This window comes from Mucilaginibacter lappiensis (assembly GCF_900155965.1).
In the GTDB taxonomy this organism is placed as follows: Bacteria; Bacteroidota; Bacteroidia; order Sphingobacteriales; family Sphingobacteriaceae; genus Mucilaginibacter; species Mucilaginibacter lappiensis.
Window position 1 is genome coordinate 1 of the sequence record NZ_FTMG01000029.1, and the last position, 19,389, is coordinate 19,389.

A 19,389-nucleotide genomic window follows, 5' to 3' on the forward strand; every position below is an offset into this window, starting at 1 on the left:
CCTGCCGCTAGCGTTCATCCTGAGCCAGGATCAAACTCTCCATTGTAAAATGTTTTGTTTGTCTCTGACCCTATTATTAATAATAGAATCTGTATTGTGAGCTGGCAGTTGGCAGTTGTCAGTTTGCACTAACCTCTATCTTCTCTCCACTCACACTGTTATCTTTATACAGCTTCCCGCTTTCTTATAACTCATCGGAAGGGTTTAGTTTCCGATCGTTACACTACATGATTTTCTATTTCTTAAAAGAACTTTTCAGCTTCACTATCTCAGATCCGCTTTATAATCTTGGAGTTTTAACACTCCTTAACTTTTCATTTCCTGTCCGCCAGAATCGCTCTGACTTCTTCTTTGATTAATCGCTTTCTTTCGTTAGCTTTCTCTTCTGTTTTTATCAGAATCGCTCTGAATTGTTTTCCCTTTTCATCCCTCAGCGTTTCCGCCTTCTTTCTTTCCTTCGTTTCGGGAGTGCAAAGGTAGAAACCTTTTTCTATTTTCCAAAACTTTTTTTTTCTTTTTTTATTCTAAGTTTTGAACCCCTTTTCCGCTCTTCTCTATCCCCCCTCAGCGGGCTGCAAAGGTATAAACCTTTTTGAATTTCCGAAAACTTATTTGAAGTTTTTTTGGTCTTTATTTTTTCTCTTTCAATCTCACTTATCTTCCTTCAAAACCTCTTCACTAACCTTTCTAAGAACAACCCCGCTTCCTCGTTTGCGGGCTGCAAAGGTATGTATAGAAATCAATTTCGCAAACTGTTCTTAACAAATACTTAACACATGTGCATAAGGCGTTAATAATCAGTCGGAAAATTTACTCATCAAATGTTCAACCCGGGCATTTACCTATAAAATCAACTATTATGGTTCATCTTTGTTAATAAAGCCTTCATTTATCTGGTATTTTAGTAGTACAAAACCATGCTCTTTCCATATTACTCATATACTATATATATAGTAACAGGACAATCAGCTCCTAACCGGATAGTTGTTTAATTACATATACTATATAGTATTCCATATTAGTAAAGAAGATCGAACCATTCGTACCAGGAAAAAGAGCCCCGATTACTTACTTATATATACTATATAATATAGCACTCCATTTAACAGCTCTGGGAAGAATTTAAATGAGCCAACCTTTACACTCCGGATAGTCCCAATCGTTAAAAGATGTTAAATAGTTTGTTATATACATAAGGAGCAGGAAACACGTTATATATTCGCTGATAAATAAATAATTGACTGATTTATATTATTCACCTATCTTTGCAAAATGTTTAAAAAGCAACTTACGTTATTAGCCAGTGTTTTAGCTCTGTTAATTATCACACTTGGCAGTTGTAAAAGCAAATACGAAAAGTTAAAAGCAAGTAACGATTACGCTAAAAAATACCAGGAAGCCATCAAGTACTATAATCAAAAAGATTATAACAAGGCTTTGGGCTTATTTGAGGTGTTGGTTGAGCGCTATCGCGGACGTGCCGAGGCGGAAGACCTGTTTTATTACTACGCCTTCACCAACTATAAACTGAAGGACTATACATCTGCAAGATATCACTTCAAAACCTTTGCAGATACGTATCCATCAAGCACACGGGCCGAAGAATGCCGTTTCTTTTCGGCATATTGCTACTACCTGGATTCGCCTATATACTCGCTTGACCAGGATAATACCATGAAAGCTATCGAAGCTTTACAGTTGTTTATTAACTTATATCCTAAAAGCGACCGTGTTACCGAAGCGAGTAAGCTGATACAAAACCTGCGCGATAAGCTGGAAACAAAAGCTTATGCCAATGCTAAGTTGTATTTAACCATCAGCGACTATCAATCGGCCGTGATCGCCTTTAATAATGCACTGCGTGATTATCCGGATACCAAGTATGCCGAAGAAATGGAGTACCTTACAGTTAAGGCGCAATATTTATATGCTAACCACAGTTTAGAGTACAAACAAGAAGAGCGTTATAACCTGGCCGAAGTTTACGCCAATCAGTTTAACGAAAAATACCCGAACAGCACCTATGGCCATGATGTGAAAACATTGGCTAAAGACAGCGAACGTGGTATCCAGAATGCAAAACACATACTGGCTGAAGCTTTAAGCAACGACAGGGTAGCCAAAAAATTAGCGGAAAAAGGAAAAGACACCTTAAAAACACAACCGCCATCAGAAAAGAACCAGCAACAAAAAATTCCATATTAAAAAAACTCAATATGACAGCAAATAACCCAAACAAACCAGCAGTAGCCAGTAGCACTGTAACCCGCGATTTACGCGAGCTGGATGTAAACACTAACAATATATATGAGTCGCTTGTAATTATGTCAAAAAGAGCGAACCAGATATCAAACAATATTAAAGAAGAGTTACACCAAAAGCTTTCTGAGTTTGCATCATCAAATGACAACCTGGAAGAAGTTTTTGAAAACCGCGAGCAAATAGAAATCTCTAAATATTACGAGAAACTGCCAAAACCATCATTGGTAGCCGTTCAGGAATTTTTGGACGACAAGGTTTACTACCGTAACCCTACCAAAGAAGCATAAGCTCTTTTAATTCAAAAGTTAAAAGTCAAAATTCAAAATTGCTGGTACTACCGCTTTTGAATTTTGGCTTTTGTTTTTTATGTATCTTCACATAATCAAGTCAGGATTCTTTTGAATTTTGACTTTTTAATTTTGACTTTAATTAAATGCTTGAAGGTAAAAATATAGTTTTAGGTGTTTGCGGTAGTATTGCCGCTTATAAATCGGCCTTATTGGTTAGGTTACTGGTTAAGGCAGGCGCGAATGTAAAAGTGGTAATGACACCTGATGCTATCCATTTTATTACTCCGCTTACCCTCTCTACCCTTTCCAAAAACCCTGCCCACGTTAACTATTTTAAACCGGATACCGGCGAGTGGAACAACCATGTAGAGTTGGGTTTATGGGCCGATATGCTGATCATAGCCCCCGCAAGCGCTAATACCCTGGCTAAAATGGCCAATGGCATTTGCGATAATTTGTTATTGGCCGTTTACCTATCGGCAAAATGTCCGGTATATTTTGCACCTGCCATGGATCTGGATATGTGGCTGCATCCCGCTACCAGGCAAAATGTTACCAGGCTGCAATCCTTTGGCAATATATTAATAGCCCCGGGATCTGGCGAGCTGGCCAGTGGTTTGTACGGTGAGGGCAGGATGGCCGAACCGGATGAGATCCTTACTTTTTTATCATCCGCTTTTAAAAAAAAGCTCCTTTTAGCCAATCATAATATCGTAGTTACCGCCGGTCCTACTTACGAAGCTATTGACCCGGTGCGTTTCATCGGTAATCACTCATCAGGTAAAATGGGCTTTGCCATTGCCGATGAACTGGCTGCTATGGGTGCCAACGTAACCCTTATCAGCGGTCCTTCGGCCGAAGTAAGCCATCAGCAAAACATCAAACGGATAAATGTAACCTCGGCGGCCGAAATGTTTACTGCTTGCGAGAATAACTTTAAAACCGCTAAAGCCTGTATCATGAGCGCTGCCGTGGCAGACTATACCCCTGTTCATGTGGCCGAACAAAAGATCAAGAAGCAGGATGGTGGCTTAAACATCGAACTTAAAAAAACCACTGACATTTTGAAGCACCTGGGCGAACAAAAAACACCTGAACAGATACTGGTTGGCTTTGCCCTGGAAACTAATGATGAAGAACAAAATGCAATAAGCAAGCTGCAAAGAAAGAATCTTGATTTTATTGTGTTAAATTCGCTTAACGATGCCGGGGCCGGTTTTAAAAAGGATACCAATAAAGTAACCATTATTGACCGCGACCTTCAAAAAACAGTATTTGAGCTTAAAAACAAGGAAGCTGTGGCTCTGGACATTTGCCTTAAAATTGCCCAACTCATCAACAGATGAAGAAAATATTCTTTTATATCATTTTAACCCTTGCGGGTTTCAGGGTTGCTGCCCAGGACCTTAACGCGAGGGTGCAGGTTCTTTCGCCTAAAATACAGGGTAGCAACAAACGTATCTTTCAAACGCTGGAAACAGCTATGAGGGATTTTTTGAATGGCCGTAAATGGAGCGCCGATCCTATATTACCCCAGGAAAGGATAGATTGCAACTTTGTATTGAACATTACCAACTGGGATGGCAGCAGCAATTTTAGCGGTGAGCTCCAGGTACAATCATCAAGACCTGTTTATAACTCAACCTATAGCTCTACCATCATCAACCTTACCGATAAGGATATTGACTTTATTTACAATGAAGGCCAGACCATTGATTATACCGATCAAAGTTTTCAAAGTAACCTGAGCTCTATCATGGCGTTTTATGCCTATGTTATCATTGGCCTTGATTATGACACATTTTCACCTTATGGAGGATCATCCTATTTTGCAGCATGCCAAACGGTAATCAATAACGCTCAAACCAGTTCATACCGTGGCTGGAAAGCTTTTGACGGAAACATTAGCCGATATTGGTTATGCGAAAACCTGAACAATAAAGCTTACGCTCCATTACGTAGCTTCTTGTACGATTATCATCGCAATGGTTTAGATATGATGGCAGATAATACTTCCAAAGGCCTTAAAGCGATTGCCTCCCTTTTACCATCACTGCAACAGGTAGACAGGTTACGCGTTGGCGCCATGCTCCCGCTTATATTTTATACCGCCAAAAGCGACGAACTGGTATCGCTATTTACCAAAGCTGAGCCGCAGGATCGTTTGCAGGCCATGAACATACTGATTCAGGCTGACCCGGCTAATGGTAACAAGTATCAAACGTTACAGGGCAGCAGTCCTACTACACGCTAAGCTAAGTAAATCTTAAACAGGTTGTCCATCTGCTAAAAAGTGGGTTTACATGGTTTACACTTTTCATGGTTAACATTGAGTTAACTAACTTAAAATCAAAACACTATATGGTATTTGACACTAAATAGTGTAAACCCACTATTTAGTAAAATTTAGGCTCCTCTATATCATTTCGACAAACAGTGACGGTCAACGAGTTGGCTTGAGGGGAATAACATCTTTTCCAGGAAATAACAACGATTTTCTCGCTCCCCCCAAATTATTTTCACAAAACTCTTGCAAATACGAAATCTATCGTAGATATTTGTACGAAGAAATTCGTATTAAAATATCATGGATATAAAACCAACAGAAAGTGAGCTGGAAATATTGCAGGTGATCTGGAATAAAGGGCAATGTACCGTACGCGATGTGCACGAGCAACTGGCCAAAACCAAGGATGCCGGTTATACCACCACGCTAAAGCTGATGCAGATTATGCACGACAAAGGTTTGGTTGAGCGCGATACCACTTCAAAAACACATTTATATAAAGCATTATTTACCCAGGAGCGGGCACAAAGCAACGCTTTAGATAAAATATTGTCTACTGTGTTTAAAGGTTCAACCTCCGATCTGGTGATACAGGCACTGGGCCAGCACCGGGCATCGGCAGATGAAATTGACACTATTAAAAATTTCCTTAACCAGTTTGATCAGGATAAAAAATAAACAATCATGGAAAATCTGTTCTATAACATAAGCCAGGTTTTAGGCATCACCATCATTCATTCCTTATGGCAGGGATTATTGGTATGGTTTGTATTGCACCTGTTATTTACCTGCGCGCCATCTATGTCGTCGGTAAAAAAGCATAATTTGGGGATGGCGGGTATTTTTACCATCTGTACCTGGTTTATCTACACATTTATTGTACAAGTACAGCAACATGTATGGGTCGATCTGGCAGCTGTCACCTCACCAGGCCTGTTACCACACTTTGATTTTCCATTAAACGCGGCCACGCATGCTATCCCGGCAGCCCGCCTAAATTATGTTATCGAAGGATACCTCCCATATGTTTCGGCACTATACTTTGCCGGGCTGGTATTCAACCTGCTTAGAATGGGACTCAATCTGCAAAAGCTAAGTCTCATTAAAAACAGCATGATTCCTGCCGATGAAGTACAGATGTATGTAGACAGTCTTTGCGAAAAACTCCGTATCCATAAATATGTAAGCGCCAATTTCAGCCGCATGGTTGATGTGCCTTGTATGATCGGCTTTTTTAAACCTATTATTCTTTTGCCTATCACACTAACAACTTATTTATCAGCTACCGAAATCGAAGCTATTTTATTGCATGAGCTATCACATATTAAGCGGAATGATTACCTGCTGAATATGGTACAGCAACTCATAACCGTATTGCTTTTCTTTAATCCCTTTGCCCAATTAATCAACAAACTCATAAACCAGGAGCGCGAAAACCGCTGCGACGATCTGGTAGTACAAACCACAGCGCAACCTCTGATATATGCCCAGGCCCTTTTAAAACTGGAACAAACCCGGCATACAGATCTGCGACTGGCAATGGCTGCTACCGGTAAAAAGTATCCTTTATTAACCAGAATTGAACGCATCATGAAAACAACAAAACCAATAGGCAATATTCGCCACCTGCTTGTGGCCGTTGCCATAATGGCCGCGAGCATAAGCAGCATAGCATGGTTAAACCCAACCATAAAAAACGGTAAACTTTCTATTAAAAAAGTGGCTTTCCCGAAAGTTCTTCCCGAACCTATTATCGACACTATCCGTAAGTCAACCATCAAATCAAAAAAGGTGCTGGCTTATAAAAAAGCTAAAGAAAGTCAGGCTAATCATAATAAACATGTGGACGAAGCCTATGGTCTTAACGATGCGGAACTGAGCCGTTTAACCGCCGAGGTAACTAAACATGCCGAAGCGATGGGTAAGTATTATAACAGTGAAGAATTTAAAAGACAATCTGAATTGCTTCAACAAAAAGGTAAGGAGATGGCCGATTATTATAATCGTCCCGAAATAAAGGAATTGCAGGAGCGCCAGCAGAAAATTGCGGCTGAATATCAAAAAGAAGTAGGCGATGGCAGCGAAACTAAAGAGCTGAGCGAAAAAATGCGTCAGGCCGGCGATAAAATGGGCAAATATTATAACAGCCCTGAGTTTAAGGAAATGAATGAGCAGTTGGAAAAGAAGTATGGCATACCACACAACCATAATTATTACAACGACAGCAAGGACGAAAATTATCGCAAATACCAGGATGAGCTGCAAAGCAAAATACCAGCAGACGTTAAGCAGCAAACCAACGAGATGAAAAAAATGGGTGAACAAATGCGCGCCAAATATGATTCGCCGGAGTTTCATAAAAAACAAGATGAACTCAGAGCCATGGGCGACAGCATGAGAAAAGCTTATAGTAACCCGCAGTTGAAGGAGCAACAGGCTGAAATGAGAAAGCTGGGTGAACAAATGCGATCGTTCCAAAATAATCCTGAATTGAAAAAAGAGAAGGAATTGCTTGAGCAGGCTTCAAAAAGGTTACATGAATATACCAGGAGCCCGGCTTATAAAAGAAAGATGGCAGAATATCGTAAGCAAGCCTACAACTATCAATATGATTACAAGTACGATTATAAATACGATTCTGACGCTAAGGCAGATACCACCAATAGATAGTTTTAATATTAGCCCAATACATCGAATTTCGTAATTTAGTGTCCTTAATAAAATAAGGACACTTTTTTTATGCTTCAGAAGCTAACCATTAACAACTACGCTTTAATTGATAACCTGGAGATAGGTTTTGGCAAAGGGCTAAACATCCTCACCGGCGAAACCGGGGCAGGTAAATCCATCATCCTGGGTGCTTTGTCGCTCATTTTAGGGCAACGGGCCGAGAGTCGTTACTTTTTTAATCAGCAAAAAAAATGCGTTATTGAGGGCCTGTTTAAAATCGATGGCTTTCATTTGAAATCGTTTTTTGAAGATAACGACCTGGATTATGAAGCCGAAACAGTTCTGCGCCGTGAAATATCTGCCGATGGCAAGTCGAGGGCTTTTGTGAATGATACTCCTGTTAATTTGACGGCGTTAAAACAACTGGGCGAAAAACTGATCGACATACACTCCCAACACGCCACACTCGAAATAAATGATCCTGAATTTCAATTGCTGGTAGTTGATGCGGTGGCTAAACATGACGAACTACTGAATAATTATCAGTCCAAATACAAGGCTTACCGGAAATCGGTGACCCGGCTTAACGAACTCATAGCCGAAAGTGAAAAAGCAAAAACCGACCTGGATTATTTCCAGTTTCAGTTTGATGAGCTGGAAAAAGCAGCACTGCATCCCGATGAGCAGGAAAGCCTGGAAAAAGAATTGTATGCCCTAAACAATGCCGAAGAAATAAAACGCAACCTGTTTGGCGCCTACTACCTGATGCAGGAAGGCGAAGCATCAGCATTGATACAACTCAAGGAGGCCGGTGTACAATTGGGTAACCTCGAAAAATTTGATACACAAATAGAAGAGCTCCATCAACGATTAAGCAGCACCATTATCGAACTCAAAGATATCGCTGCTGAAATTGAGATTATTGAACAACGCACCCAAACTAACGAGGCCCGCGTTGATGAAGTCAACATTCGCCTGAGCCTGATTTATAATCTACAGAAAAAGCACCGGGTAAATACTAATACTGAATTGCTGGAGATTCAGGATGACCTATCTGATAAAATACAAAAAGTACTATTTAGCGATGAGGCCGTAGAGCAGCTGCAAAAACAATTAACTGCCGACAGAACCGAGCTGGAAAAACTGGCAGGGCAATTAACTGCCAATCGCATAAAAGCTATCCCGGCTATTGAAAAACAAGTGCTGGCAACGCTGGCTGAAATGGGGATGGGTAATTCGGCATTGAAGATTGAACATGCTCCCCTGTCCCCTAAAGGGGGAGCTGAAAAGGAAAGTACAGGGCTGGGCGCTACCGGTGCCGATCAGATCAAATTCCTGTTCTCTGCCAACAAAGGTCATGCATTGGCCGAGATGAGCAAAGTAGCCTCAGGAGGTGAACTTTCCCGCTTGATGCTGAGCATTAAATCGCTCATAGCGCAATACACCGCCTTGCCTACCATTATTTTTGATGAGATAGATACAGGAGTATCTGGTGAAGTTGCCAATAAAGTTGGCCAGATCATGGAACACCTGGCCGATAACCTGCAGGTTATCACCATAACCCACCTGCCTCAAATTGCCAGCAAAGGCCAAAATCATTACTTTGTTTATAAAGACGATTCTGCAGCAACCACCTATACACGCATCAAACAACTGGATCAGCCAGAGCGGGTACTGGAAATTGCCAAAATGCTGAGCGGTGATAAACCCGGCGAAAGTGCTTTACAAAATGCAAGGGAACTTTTAGGGAGTTTGTAGTTGGCAGTGGGCAACTACTAAATAATAAATCAATTATAAAAACAAAAAAGATGGCTTATAATTTATTAAAAGGTAAAAAGGGGATCATTTTTGGTGCCTTGAACGATCAGTCCATAGCCTGGAAAGTGGCACAGCGCGCTGTACAGGAAGGCGCTGAGATTGTACTCTCGAACGCGCCTATCGCCCTACGTATGGGCGAGCTCAATAAACTGGCCGAAGAATGCAATGCCCCCGTTATTGCTGCTGATGTTACCAACAACGATGATATTAATAACCTGCTCACCAAAACGCAGGAACACTTTAACGGCGGTGTCGATTTTATTTTACACTCCATAGGCATGAGCGTTAACGTACGCAAAAGCATCCATTACACCGAAAATAATTATGATTTTACCCATAAAGGCCTGGATATATCGGCCTTGAGTTTACATCGCATATTGCAGGCAGCCCTGAAAATGGATGTGATTAACGAATGGGGATCTGTTGTGGCTTTAACTTATATTGCCGCCCAACGTGTATTTCCTGATTATAATGATATGGCCGATAATAAGGCTTACCTGGAAAGCATTGCCCGTAACTTTGGTTATCAGTACGGCATCAAAAAACAGGTACGTATCAATACGGTATCCCAATCGCCTACCCGCACCACGGCAGGATCGGGCATTAAAGGTTTTGATGGCTTTGTGAATTATGCCGAAAAGATGAGTCCGCTGGGAAATGCCAGTGCCGATCAGTGTGCTGATTATTGCGTAACCCTGTTCAGCGATCTGACCCGCATGGTGACCATGCAAAACCTTTTCCACGACGGAGGCTTCTCCTTCACCGGCGTAACCCAGGCGGTTATTGAGCAGATGGAAAAGTAAGGGAAAGAAATATGCAACATAAAAAAGCTCCTTGTATTTAACGGGAGCTTTTTTTATGTTGCAATCATTTTACAAATAAGCAACCCTCATTGAGGTAAGGGTTTTACCATCCCATATTAACAATAAGTTATTTTTTATAAATAAAATAAAAATAGACTTATTATTCTTTAACTTCGATATTAAATATTTACCTAAACCAGTCAATACTAACTAATTGCCTGGTAAAGATCATTCTTTAACATTAAAAACTTATCTATGAAAAACACTTCTGCAATCCTAAGCGGCATTGTACTATTTGCCGTGTTTTTTTCCTTTAGCTGTAAAAAATCAGCTCTTACCCCAATTAATCAATCACCCGATGCTACAAAAGAAAGCGCCACACAGGAAGATATGGTTATTACTCCATTCGGAGCGAGGCCTGCATCGCAGGTGCATCAAATAGAAAGCGGATACGCCTTGACCTATCAGGGAAACCACCTGGTAAAGGTTCAAAGCCAAACCGGAAAAGTCGCCGAAGACTTTGGTGATCAGCTGCAAATACAGAAAAACGCAGAGCAATCAAAGAAAATAACGAGTTTGAGTACCTCAGCAGTCCCGGGTTTAGGCTCAGGATGGATCACCAATGCACAAAATGATGTAGCGGTGTCTGGGTTAACACTATTTACAACCGATTGGATAGTCCCTTCCAATCCTCCTGCAAATAATGGTCAATTATTGTATCTCTTCAACGGGTTACAGGATGGCTTCACTTCTACATCACATATTCTGCAACCTGTTTTGCAATATGGTAATAATAGCAGATTTGGAGGTAATTACTGGGTAATCAATAACTGGTATGCATCCTGCCAAACCTGTCCCGCATTTTATGGTACACCTGTAACTGTAACACCTGGTACAGGGTTAGAGGGTGCCATGAATGGAACTGCCAATACTAACGGCACCTATAATTATACTTCCAAATTTTGGGAGATTGATAATCCTACTGCTCCCGGTCCCCACAGGATTCATGAATACCCAGCCAATAACAGCATAACAGTAAATAATGTACCAGAGATGCATTATATATATGAGACTATGGAAGCCTACAACATGCAACAATCTTCAAATTATCCAAATGGGTTATGTGCTATGACGAATATTAATGCACGAACAGGAAGTGGTAGAAGTGGTGCACCAATTAATCTGAATTTTATTCCTTACAATGTTGTAACGGACGTTGGACAGCACACAATCGTAGTAAGTAGCCAGGAGGTAGACCTGTATTTTCATTAAAAAATGAATACTCATTATGAATCAATATCAAACTTTTTGATTAATTAAGTTATAAAAAAAGCTCCAGGAAATTCCGGGAGCTTTTTTTATAGATATCTTTTTAGATCACTGAGGTTCTGAATCAATCAAAACAACCTTTACGTACATATCCTGTGTCGGCAAAACGGCCGCACTTCCTCCCGACGACTGAGAAGTAATCGTTATGGTATTAGTTGAGTGAATAAAGCTAAACGATGCTCCTCCAAAGTTTTCGGGAATAGCTTCATAAGTGTCTCCATTTTTGTCATATGAAATATAGACTAATACGGCTCCATTATGTTGGGTAAAGCTATCCAACTCCGGCAGGTCACCGTTATTTCCACCAAGCGTAGTCTGATAAGCTGGTGAACCTCCATTATTAGTCAACACCCAACCACCAGGATTTGTTCCACCCTTAACGGTAAAGAATATGGTACGATTAGATGGGGTAATATACTTTTTAGTACAAGATGTTGCTGCCAGTAAGATAGTACAGCAAACGAGAGTCAAGATTTTTTTCATAAATGAATGTATTTGTTACTAATATTTAATAAGACATAAATGTCCCTAAAAGGTTTAACGTTTTTTTCGTTATTTTATTTTTATAGTATCATGAAGTATGTAAATCCGTAGGTAATATAAATTTTACTTCACAAAACTAATATTTTAGTTTAATTTTAAATATGCAGAAATCGTTATTGGTATTAATACTCTTATGCCCGTTGTTTTGTTTTGCTCAATTAAAAATTACGGGCAAGGTGATCAACCTTAACGACAAAAAGCCAATAGCCGATGCAAGCGTTTTTTTAAATAATGCCAGTGTGGGTAATAAAACTGCTGCCGATGGCTCCTTTGTTCTTAACAATGTGCGGCCGGGCCAGTATGACCTTATCGTGTCTGTGGTCGGTTACCAAACCTATAGTCAAACCGTCACCTTAATTAATAATAACCTGGTGCTACCCGAAATTGGTTTGATCCCCAAAACCATTGAGCTTAACGAGGTAAAAATTAAACCCGACCAAAACTGGGGGAAATATTATGACATGTTTAAACGGCAGTTCCTGGGGACATCGGCCAACGCAGCGCAATGTAAAATACTCAATCCCGATCTGCTCGATCTGGAATATGATGCTAAGACACATACGCTTGAGGCTTCATCTTATGATTTCCTGGAGATTGAGAATAAAGCCCTGGGATACAAAATAAAATACAAGCTCAATCAATTTACCTATAATAACTATAAGGGCTTTTTGTATTATGATGGTATATCGGTATTTGAAGATCTTACCGGCAGCAGTGCAAAAATCCGGAAATGGAAAAAGAAAAGACAGACTGCCTACCTGGGTTCGCCCATGCACTTTTTACGAAGCATTATTACTAACCAATTACTACAGGCAGGCTTTGAAGTTTTCAAGCTCATTCGCAAACCCAACCCCGAATATAAGGGAGGCCCTTTTGACGACAAGAACAAATACCTGCAAACCCTCATCAAACAACCGCTTGATGTAAATGCCTTTGCCAAACGCACCGATCAGCCTGGTTTATTCGCGCTTGGCTTTAATGATTGTTTGTATGTGATGTATAACAAAAAAGCGAATAACAACCCGGATATTTACCGTTCGCTGGATATGGATAAAGCCGATTTCGCCACATCCATAGCCACTTTGGACGAGCATGAGGCTTATGCTTTTTTTGACAACAATGGCATTGTGCACAACCCACGCAGCATTGTTTTTGAGGGCGACTGGACATCCTATCGTTTTGCCGAAATGTTACCGGTAGATTATGAACCACCTACACCAGCTAAATAACCATCAAACAAAAAACCCGGCTTGCGGCCGGGTTTTGATTATCTAAAAAAGATTCAATTATTTCTGTTCTTCCTGTTCTGGCTTTTTGTTTTCGCCTTTTTTATCAGTGATCTTGATCTCGCCGGCTTCTTTATCAAAGTCAACCGCCATGATATCGCCTTCGCTCAATTCACCTTTCAGTATTTCTTCGGCAATTGGATCTTCCAGGTATTTCTGGATAGCCCGTTTTAACGGACGTGCACCAAACTGCGAATCATAACCTTTATCGGCAATAAACTCTTTAGCGGCTTCGGTCAGTTCAATTTTGAAACCTAAACCATTAACACGGCTAAACAGGAATCCCAATTCGATATCGATAATTTTGAAGATCTCGTCTTTACCCAATGAGTTAAACACGATCACATCATCAATACGGTTCAGGAACTCCGGTGCAAAAGCACGTTTCAAAGCATTCTCGATAACACCACGTGAGTGGTTATCGGCCTGTAAATTTTTAGCATTAGTGCTGAAACCTACACCCTGACCAAAGTCTTTCAACTGGCGGGCACCGATATTCGAAGTCATGATGATGATGGTATTCCTGAAGTCAACCTTGCGACCTAAAGAGTCAGTCAGCTGTCCTTCGTCCAATACCTGTAACAGGATGTTGAACACATCAGGGTGAGCTTTTTCGATCTCATCCAGCAATACAACTGCATAAGGTTTACGACGTACTTTTTCAGTCAGCTGTCCGCCTTCTTCATAACCTACGTAGCCCGGAGGCGCTCCTACTAAACGGGATACCGCGAATTTCTCCATGTACTCGCTCATATCAATTTGTATCAGCGCGTCTTCAGTATCAAACATAAAGCGGGCAAGCTCTTTGGCAAGTTCCGTTTTACCAACACCAGTTGGGCCTAAGAAAATAAATGAACCGATAGGTTTTTTAGGATCTTTCAGTCCGGCACGGGTACGTTGTATGGCACGGGTTAATTTTTTGATCGCATCTTCCTGACCGATGATCTTGCTGCCAACGGTTTCAGCCATGTGCAACAGTTTCTGGCTGTCAGCCTGGCCTACCCTTTGTACAGGGATACCGGTCATCATAGATACAACTTCGGCAACATTATCTTCAGTTACGGTGTAACGTTTTGATTTTGTTTCAGCTTCCCATAATGCTTTAGCCTGATCAAGTTCTACTAACAGATTCTTTTCAGTATCGCGTAGCTGAGCGGCTTCTTCATACTTCTGGCTGCGAACAACCTTGTTTTTCTCTATCTTGATCTGCTCAATCTTTTGCTCAATATCCAGTATGTTTTGCGGCACGTGGATATTGGTTAAGTGAACACGTGAGCCCGACTCATCCAAAGCATCAATAGCTTTGTCTGGTAAAAACCGGTCGGTAATATAACGGGTAGTTAAGTTAACGCAGGCATTGATAGCTTCCGGGGTGTAAGTTACACCGTGGTGCTCTTCGTATTTTTCTTTGATACGGTTCAGGATCTCGATAGTTTCAACAGGAGTAGCAGGTTCAACCATAACTTTCTGGAAACGACGATCTAATGCGCCATCTTTTTCGATGTACTGACGGTATTCATCTAAAGTGGTTGCGCCAATACATTGGATTTCGCCCCTGGCCAAAGCAGGTTTAAACATGTTGGAGGCATCAAGCGAACCCGAAGCACCACCAGCACCTACTATAGTATGTATCTCATCAATAAATAAAATAACGTCAGGTGATTTTTCCAGTTCGTTCATGACCGCTTTCATGCGTTCTTCAAACTGGCCGCGGTATTTTGTACCGGCAACCAATGAAGCCAGATCCAATGTAACCACACGCTTGTTAAACAACACACGTGATACTTTACGCTGAACAATACGCAGTGCCAGACCTTCGGCAATAGCCGATTTACCAACACCTGGCTCACCTATTAATATAGGGTTATTCTTTTTACGGCGTGATAATATCTGCGATACTCTTTCAATTTCTTTCTCGCGACCAACAATAGGGTCAAGCTTTCCATCTTCTGCGGCACGGGTTAAATCGCGGCCAAAGTTGTCCAGCACCGGTGTTTTTGATTTAATGTCCGATACCTTTTTAGGCTGGCTAAAGGCTTCTTCTTCTTTAAAGTCGTCGTCGCCGCCGGTTGGTGATCCGGGCATTTCGTCAGTTACATCATTTTTGTGTGATTCAACTTCGCCTTTAAATACTTCGTAGTTTACATTAAACTGCATCAGTATTTGTGAAGCAATATTATCTTCATCGCGAAGTATAGACAGCAGCAAATGCTCGGTTCCAATTACATCGCTTTTAAATATCTTGGCTTCAAGATAAGTTATCTTCAGTACTTTCTCGGCTTGTTTAGTTAATGGGATACTGCCAATATGTACGTTTGTTCCAATAGTTCCTTTTACGGCATCTTCAACGGCGCGGCGCAGTTTGGCTGTGTCAACGTTCAAACCTTTCAGCAATTTAATTGCTACACCGTCTCCGTCCCGGATGAGCCCCAGTAAAAGATGTTCAGTCCCGATATAGTCGTGCCCCAGGCGTAAAGCCTCTTCTCTGCTATATTGAATAACATCTTTAACCCTCGGCGAAAATTTAGCTTCCATATATACCTTTCTATTTATGAACGTCCTAATCTATTAATTTTGTTTTTACAAACCACGACGCTTGACTTAACATTTATCAACAATATTGCCAACATTTAATGGTTTGCAGAAACAGACATTGATATGATACGCAAGCTATTAAAGTTTAGCTTTATTATGCAACTTTTATCAAATAATTCAACGAATAGCTGAATTATTTTACAATATACAAATCAAATACACCTGTTTGATACAAAAAATTCAAAATAGTTTAAACATATTAACATTTTTTATTGACGAGTCGGTCATAACTGGTAATTTCGTCATCAAGCATGACATTTAGGCATTGCAACAATTTCCTCACTGCCTACATTATATACGTATAAACAACCCCAACAGTTGCCGTATTGTTTAAGTTAAACGCAATAATTATTTAACAAGTATGCGTAATATCCCTGACGCTTAATATACCCTGCAAAAATAAGATATACACTGCCTTTTCGCGGGTAATCCGCCAATTTTAACCATATTTGAATTTCTTTTTTAATTAATTATATGGCAGACGAAAAGATCATATTTTCAATGGCTGGGGTTAGTAAGGTCTACCCTCCGCAAAAAACAGTTCTAAAAAACATTTACCTCTCGTTTTTCTATGGCGCCAAAATCGGCGTTATCGGTTTAAACGGCTCGGGTAAATCGTCCTTATTAAAAATTATAGCAGGCATTGATAAAACCAATATAGGTGAAGTCGTTTTTTCGCCGGGATACACTGTAGGTTACCTGAGCCAGGAACCCGAGCTTGATCCGGAAAAAACCGTGCGTGAAGTGGTGGAAGAAGGTGTTGCCGAAACTACTGCCTTATTAAAGGAGTACGAGGACATCAACGAGAAATTTGGCTTGGAAGAGTATTACAGCGATGCCGATAAAATGGATAAGCTGATGGCCCGCCAGGGCGAACTGCAGGACCAGATAGACGCCGTGAATGCATGGGAACTGGATACCAAGCTGGAGCGCGCCATGGATGCCCTGCGCTGCCCCGAGCCGGATACTAAAATTGCGGTACTATCCGGTGGTGAGCGTCGCAGGGTGGCACTTTGCCGCCTTTTACTGAAAGAACCCGATGTTTTGTTGCTGGATGAGCCTACCAACCACCTGGATGCCGAGTCGATTGACTGGCTGGAGCAACATTTACAACAATATAAAGGTACCGTTATCGCTGTAACGCACGACCGTTACTTCCTGGATAATGTAGCCGGATGGATCCTGGAGCTTGACCGTGGTGAAGGCATCCCGTGGAAAGGCAATTATTCTTCATGGCTCGATCAGAAAGCCAAACGCCTGGCGCAGGAAGATAAAACCGAAAGCAAACGCCAGAAAACCCTGGAGCGCGAACTGGAATGGGTGCGCATGGGTCCGAAAGGCCGCCATGCCAAATCGAAAGCCCGTTTAGGTAATTACGAAAAACTGGCATCGGAAGAAACCAAGGAACGCGAAGAAAAACTGGAGCTGTTCATCCCACCGGGTCCGCGTTTGGGTAATGTGGTGATTGAAGCCAATGGCGTAAGTAAATCATACGGCGATAAATTATTGTTTGATAACCTGAGCTTCTCCCTACCTCCCGCAGGTATTGTGGGTATCATCGGGCCAAACGGCGCGGGTAAAACTACCTTGTTCCGTTTGATTACCGGTCAGGATCAGCCAGATGCGGGTACTTTCCGTGTGGGCGAAACCGTAGCTTTAGGCTATGTCGATCAGCTCCATGACGACCTTGACCCCAACAAATCTGTTTGGGAAAATGTAACCGGCGGCCTGGAAACCATAATGGTTGGCAATAAACCACTGAACTCCAGGGCCTATGTATCTAAGTTTAACTTTAACGGTGCCGATCAACAAAAGAAAGTTGGCGTACTATCTGGCGGTGAACGTAACCGGGTACACCTTTCCATCACCCTGAAAAAAGGATCGAATGTACTGCTGCTGGATGAGCCCACCAATGATATTGACGTAAATACGCTACGTGCACTGGAAGAAGCACTGGAAAACTTTGGTGGTTGCGCCGTAGTGATCAGTCACGACCGCTGGTTTCTGGACCGTATCTGTACGCACATCCTGGCCTTTGAAGGCAACTCGCAGGTGTACTTCTTTGAAGGAAATTATTCCGATTACGAGGAGAACCGCAAAAAACGTTTGGGTGATATAGCGCCTAAACGTATTAAGTATAAAAAGTTGACGGTGTAAGAGCTATTCCTATACTAAATTAAAAAACAAGCTTGTCATCCTGATGAACGAAGGATCTATTCGCAGATTAGATTCTTCGCTGCGCTCAGAATGACAGGTTTATTTTTTTATAGTAACCGTTTAACCCCTCCGTTAATTTGCTGTCATAATATGCAGCAATCCCCCAAAATTGACCTAACTATCAATTCCTTACCTCAAGTACATAAAAAAATTCCTAACTTGCCATTTTCTAAATTATAAACACATAAGGCCATGACTGAGACGCTGGACATCAAGATCACCAAAACCGCACATTCCCGTTTAGCTGAAACGGATTTTGACAACTTACCATTCGGAAAAACATTTTCTGACCACATGTTTGTGGCCGATTATGCCGATGGTGAATGGAAGAACCTGCAGGTCATTCCGTACGGCGAAATTGGGATTAGTCCGGCTATTTCTGCACTGCATTACGGACAGGCATTTTTTGAAGGACTAAAAGCTTACAAACATGCCGATGGAAAGGTAACCATTTTCCGTCCGGACAAAAACGCCATCCGCCTAAATAAATCGGCCGAGCGTTTGTGCATGCCTACACTGCCCGAAGAAATATTTTTACAAAGTATGGCCGCTGTGGTTGATCTCGACCGCGAGTGGGTGCCTGCTAAAGCTAATCACGCTTTATACATCCGCCCGTTCATGTTCGCTACTGACCCTTATCTGGGCGTAACGCCGTCTGCTACCTATAAATATATGGTAATTGCAGGCCCTGTAGGACCATACTTTTCAAAAACACTACGCGTTAAGATCGAAACACATTACACCCGTGCAGCCGAAGGCGGTATGGGCTTTGCCAAAGCGGCAGGTAACTATGGTTCATCTATGCTGCCAGCCCGCAAAGCAACCGAAGAAGGTTTTGATCAACTGATATGGACCGATGCTAAAGAACATAAATACATTGAAGAAATGGGCGCGGCAAATGCCATATTCCTATTAGATGGTGTATTGATCACTGCCGAAGCAAAAGACACTATATTAGATGGTGTAACCCGCGATACCGTTATTGCCTTAGCTAAAGAATGGGGCATTCCGGTTGAAACACGTAAAGTTTCTGTAGCCGAAATTATTGAAGGCGCCAAAAACGGCAAACTGACCGACGCCTTTGGCGCAGGTACTGCTGCAACTATAGCCTCGGTAGGTTCGATAAGTGTTGATGGCGAAGAATATTTCCTGAGCGATCCAAAAACACGCGAGTTCTCTCAAAAAGTTTTAACAACGCTTGATGCTATCAAATATGGTAATGCACCCGATACCCATGGATGGAATTACCTGGTAGGTTAATTATACTTACCTGCATAACAAAAAAGGTG

At 41.5% G+C, this 19,389-nt stretch carries 14 protein-coding genes; 12 read left to right on the plus strand and 2 right to left on the minus strand.

The features are described from left to right. The first annotated feature begins 1,272 nt into the window (after positions 1–1,272). The 9 genes from BW976_RS28460 to BW976_RS28500 all read left to right on the plus strand — a co-directional run bounded on the left by BW976_RS28460 (position 1,273) and on the right by BW976_RS28500 (position 11,402). Positions 1,273–2,205 carry an outer membrane protein assembly factor BamD gene (locus BW976_RS28460; RefSeq protein ID WP_076379030.1) on the plus strand — a complete coding sequence of 311 codons (933 nt, stop codon included), beginning with the start codon at positions 1,273–1,275 and terminating at the stop codon, positions 2,203–2,205. Positions 2,206–2,216: 11 nt separating this feature from the next. Then, the gene (locus BW976_RS28465; RefSeq protein WP_076379032.1) at positions 2,217–2,549 is read left to right on the plus strand and encodes a DNA-directed RNA polymerase subunit omega; all 333 of its coding nucleotides are present in this window, start codon (positions 2,217–2,219) and stop codon (positions 2,547–2,549) included. Between the two features lie 146 nt (positions 2,550–2,695). After that, positions 2,696–3,898: a bifunctional phosphopantothenoylcysteine decarboxylase/phosphopantothenate--cysteine ligase CoaBC gene (gene coaBC, locus BW976_RS28470; protein WP_076379034.1), complete on the plus strand. Its 1,203-nt coding sequence runs from the start codon at positions 2,696–2,698 to the stop codon at positions 3,896–3,898. Continuing rightward, positions 3,895–4,806, plus strand: a complete 912-nt coding sequence (gene porD, locus BW976_RS28475; protein ID WP_076379036.1) for a type IX secretion system protein PorD — start codon at positions 3,895–3,897, stop codon at positions 4,804–4,806. The genes coaBC and porD overlap by 4 nt, the downstream gene beginning before the upstream one ends. A gap of 333 nt (positions 4,807–5,139) precedes the next feature. After that, positions 5,140–5,517 carry a BlaI/MecI/CopY family transcriptional regulator gene (locus BW976_RS28480; RefSeq protein ID WP_076379038.1) on the plus strand — a complete coding sequence of 126 codons (378 nt, stop codon included), beginning with the start codon at positions 5,140–5,142 and terminating at the stop codon, positions 5,515–5,517. 6 nt (positions 5,518–5,523) lie between these two features. Further along, on the plus strand, positions 5,524–7,509 hold the full coding sequence (locus BW976_RS28485) for a M56 family metallopeptidase (protein WP_076379040.1): 1,986 nt from the start codon (positions 5,524–5,526) through the stop codon (positions 7,507–7,509). Positions 7,510–7,578: 69 nt separating this feature from the next. Next, positions 7,579–9,267, plus strand: coding sequence for a DNA repair protein RecN (gene recN / locus BW976_RS28490; protein ID WP_076379042.1), 1,689 nt, complete (start codon positions 7,579–7,581; stop codon positions 9,265–9,267). A gap of 50 nt (positions 9,268–9,317) precedes the next feature. Further along, complete coding sequence (locus tag BW976_RS28495) at positions 9,318–10,130, plus strand: enoyl-ACP reductase FabI (RefSeq protein WP_076379044.1); 813 nt, start codon at positions 9,318–9,320, stop codon at positions 10,128–10,130. 255 nt (positions 10,131–10,385) lie between these two features. Beyond that, complete coding sequence (locus BW976_RS28500) at positions 10,386–11,402, plus strand: hypothetical protein (RefSeq protein ID WP_076379046.1); 1,017 nt, start codon at positions 10,386–10,388, stop codon at positions 11,400–11,402. A gap of 105 nt (positions 11,403–11,507) precedes the next feature. On the opposite strand, the gene BW976_RS28505 is transcribed toward BW976_RS28500, so the two are convergent. After that, a complete protein-coding gene (locus BW976_RS28505) occupies positions 11,508–11,930 on the minus strand; it encodes a hypothetical protein (protein WP_139332462.1) in 423 nt (140 codons plus the stop codon). Between the two features lie 173 nt (positions 11,931–12,103). On the opposite strand from BW976_RS28505, the gene BW976_RS28510 reads away from it, so the two are divergent. Continuing rightward, positions 12,104–13,231 (plus strand): carboxypeptidase-like regulatory domain-containing protein, encoded by a 1,128-nt coding sequence (locus BW976_RS28510; RefSeq protein ID WP_076379050.1) that lies wholly within the window; start codon positions 12,104–12,106, stop codon positions 13,229–13,231. Between the two features lie 57 nt (positions 13,232–13,288). On the opposite strand, the gene BW976_RS28515 is transcribed toward BW976_RS28510, so the two are convergent. Continuing rightward, positions 13,289–15,823, minus strand: coding sequence for an ATP-dependent Clp protease ATP-binding subunit (locus BW976_RS28515; protein WP_076379052.1), 2,535 nt, complete (start codon positions 15,821–15,823; stop codon positions 13,289–13,291). Between the two features lie 534 nt (positions 15,824–16,357). On the opposite strand from BW976_RS28515, the gene ettA reads away from it, so the two are divergent. Next, entirely contained in the window at positions 16,358–18,040 is a 1,683-nt protein-coding gene (ettA, locus tag BW976_RS28520; RefSeq protein ID WP_076379054.1) for an energy-dependent translational throttle protein EttA, read from the plus strand. A gap of 252 nt (positions 18,041–18,292) precedes the next feature. Next, positions 18,293–19,360 carry a branched-chain amino acid aminotransferase gene (locus BW976_RS28525; RefSeq protein WP_076379056.1) on the plus strand — a complete coding sequence of 356 codons (1,068 nt, stop codon included), beginning with the start codon at positions 18,293–18,295 and terminating at the stop codon, positions 19,358–19,360. Positions 19,361–19,389: the final 29 nt, after the last annotated feature.

What these genes read in the sequence shown, in the direction of transcription:
- BW976_RS28460 (WP_076379030.1), top strand. Translation starts at nt 1,273, where the DNA reads ATGTTTAAAAAGCAACTTACGTTATTAGCCAGTGTTTTAGCTCTGTTA.
- BW976_RS28465 (WP_076379032.1), top strand. Translation starts at nt 2,217, where the DNA reads ATGACAGCAAATAACCCAAACAAACCAGCAGTAGCCAGTAGCACTGTA.
- coaBC (WP_076379034.1), top strand. Translation starts at nt 2,696, where the DNA reads ATGCTTGAAGGTAAAAATATAGTTTTAGGTGTTTGCGGTAGTATTGCC.
- porD (WP_076379036.1), top strand. Translation starts at nt 3,895, where the DNA reads ATGAAGAAAATATTCTTTTATATCATTTTAACCCTTGCGGGTTTCAGG.
- BW976_RS28480 (WP_076379038.1), top strand. Translation starts at nt 5,140, where the DNA reads ATGGATATAAAACCAACAGAAAGTGAGCTGGAAATATTGCAGGTGATC.
- BW976_RS28485 (WP_076379040.1), top strand. Translation starts at nt 5,524, where the DNA reads ATGGAAAATCTGTTCTATAACATAAGCCAGGTTTTAGGCATCACCATC.
- recN (WP_076379042.1), top strand. Translation starts at nt 7,579, where the DNA reads ATGCTTCAGAAGCTAACCATTAACAACTACGCTTTAATTGATAACCTG.
- BW976_RS28495 (WP_076379044.1), top strand. Translation starts at nt 9,318, where the DNA reads ATGGCTTATAATTTATTAAAAGGTAAAAAGGGGATCATTTTTGGTGCC.
- BW976_RS28500 (WP_076379046.1), top strand. Translation starts at nt 10,386, where the DNA reads ATGAAAAACACTTCTGCAATCCTAAGCGGCATTGTACTATTTGCCGTG.
- BW976_RS28510 (WP_076379050.1), top strand. Translation starts at nt 12,104, where the DNA reads ATGCAGAAATCGTTATTGGTATTAATACTCTTATGCCCGTTGTTTTGT.
- BW976_RS28515 (WP_076379052.1), bottom strand. Translation starts at nt 15,823, where the DNA reads ATGGAAGCTAAATTTTCGCCGAGGGTTAAAGATGTTATTCAATATAGC.
- ettA (WP_076379054.1), top strand. Translation starts at nt 16,358, where the DNA reads ATGGCAGACGAAAAGATCATATTTTCAATGGCTGGGGTTAGTAAGGTC.
- BW976_RS28525 (WP_076379056.1), top strand. Translation starts at nt 18,293, where the DNA reads ATGACTGAGACGCTGGACATCAAGATCACCAAAACCGCACATTCCCGT.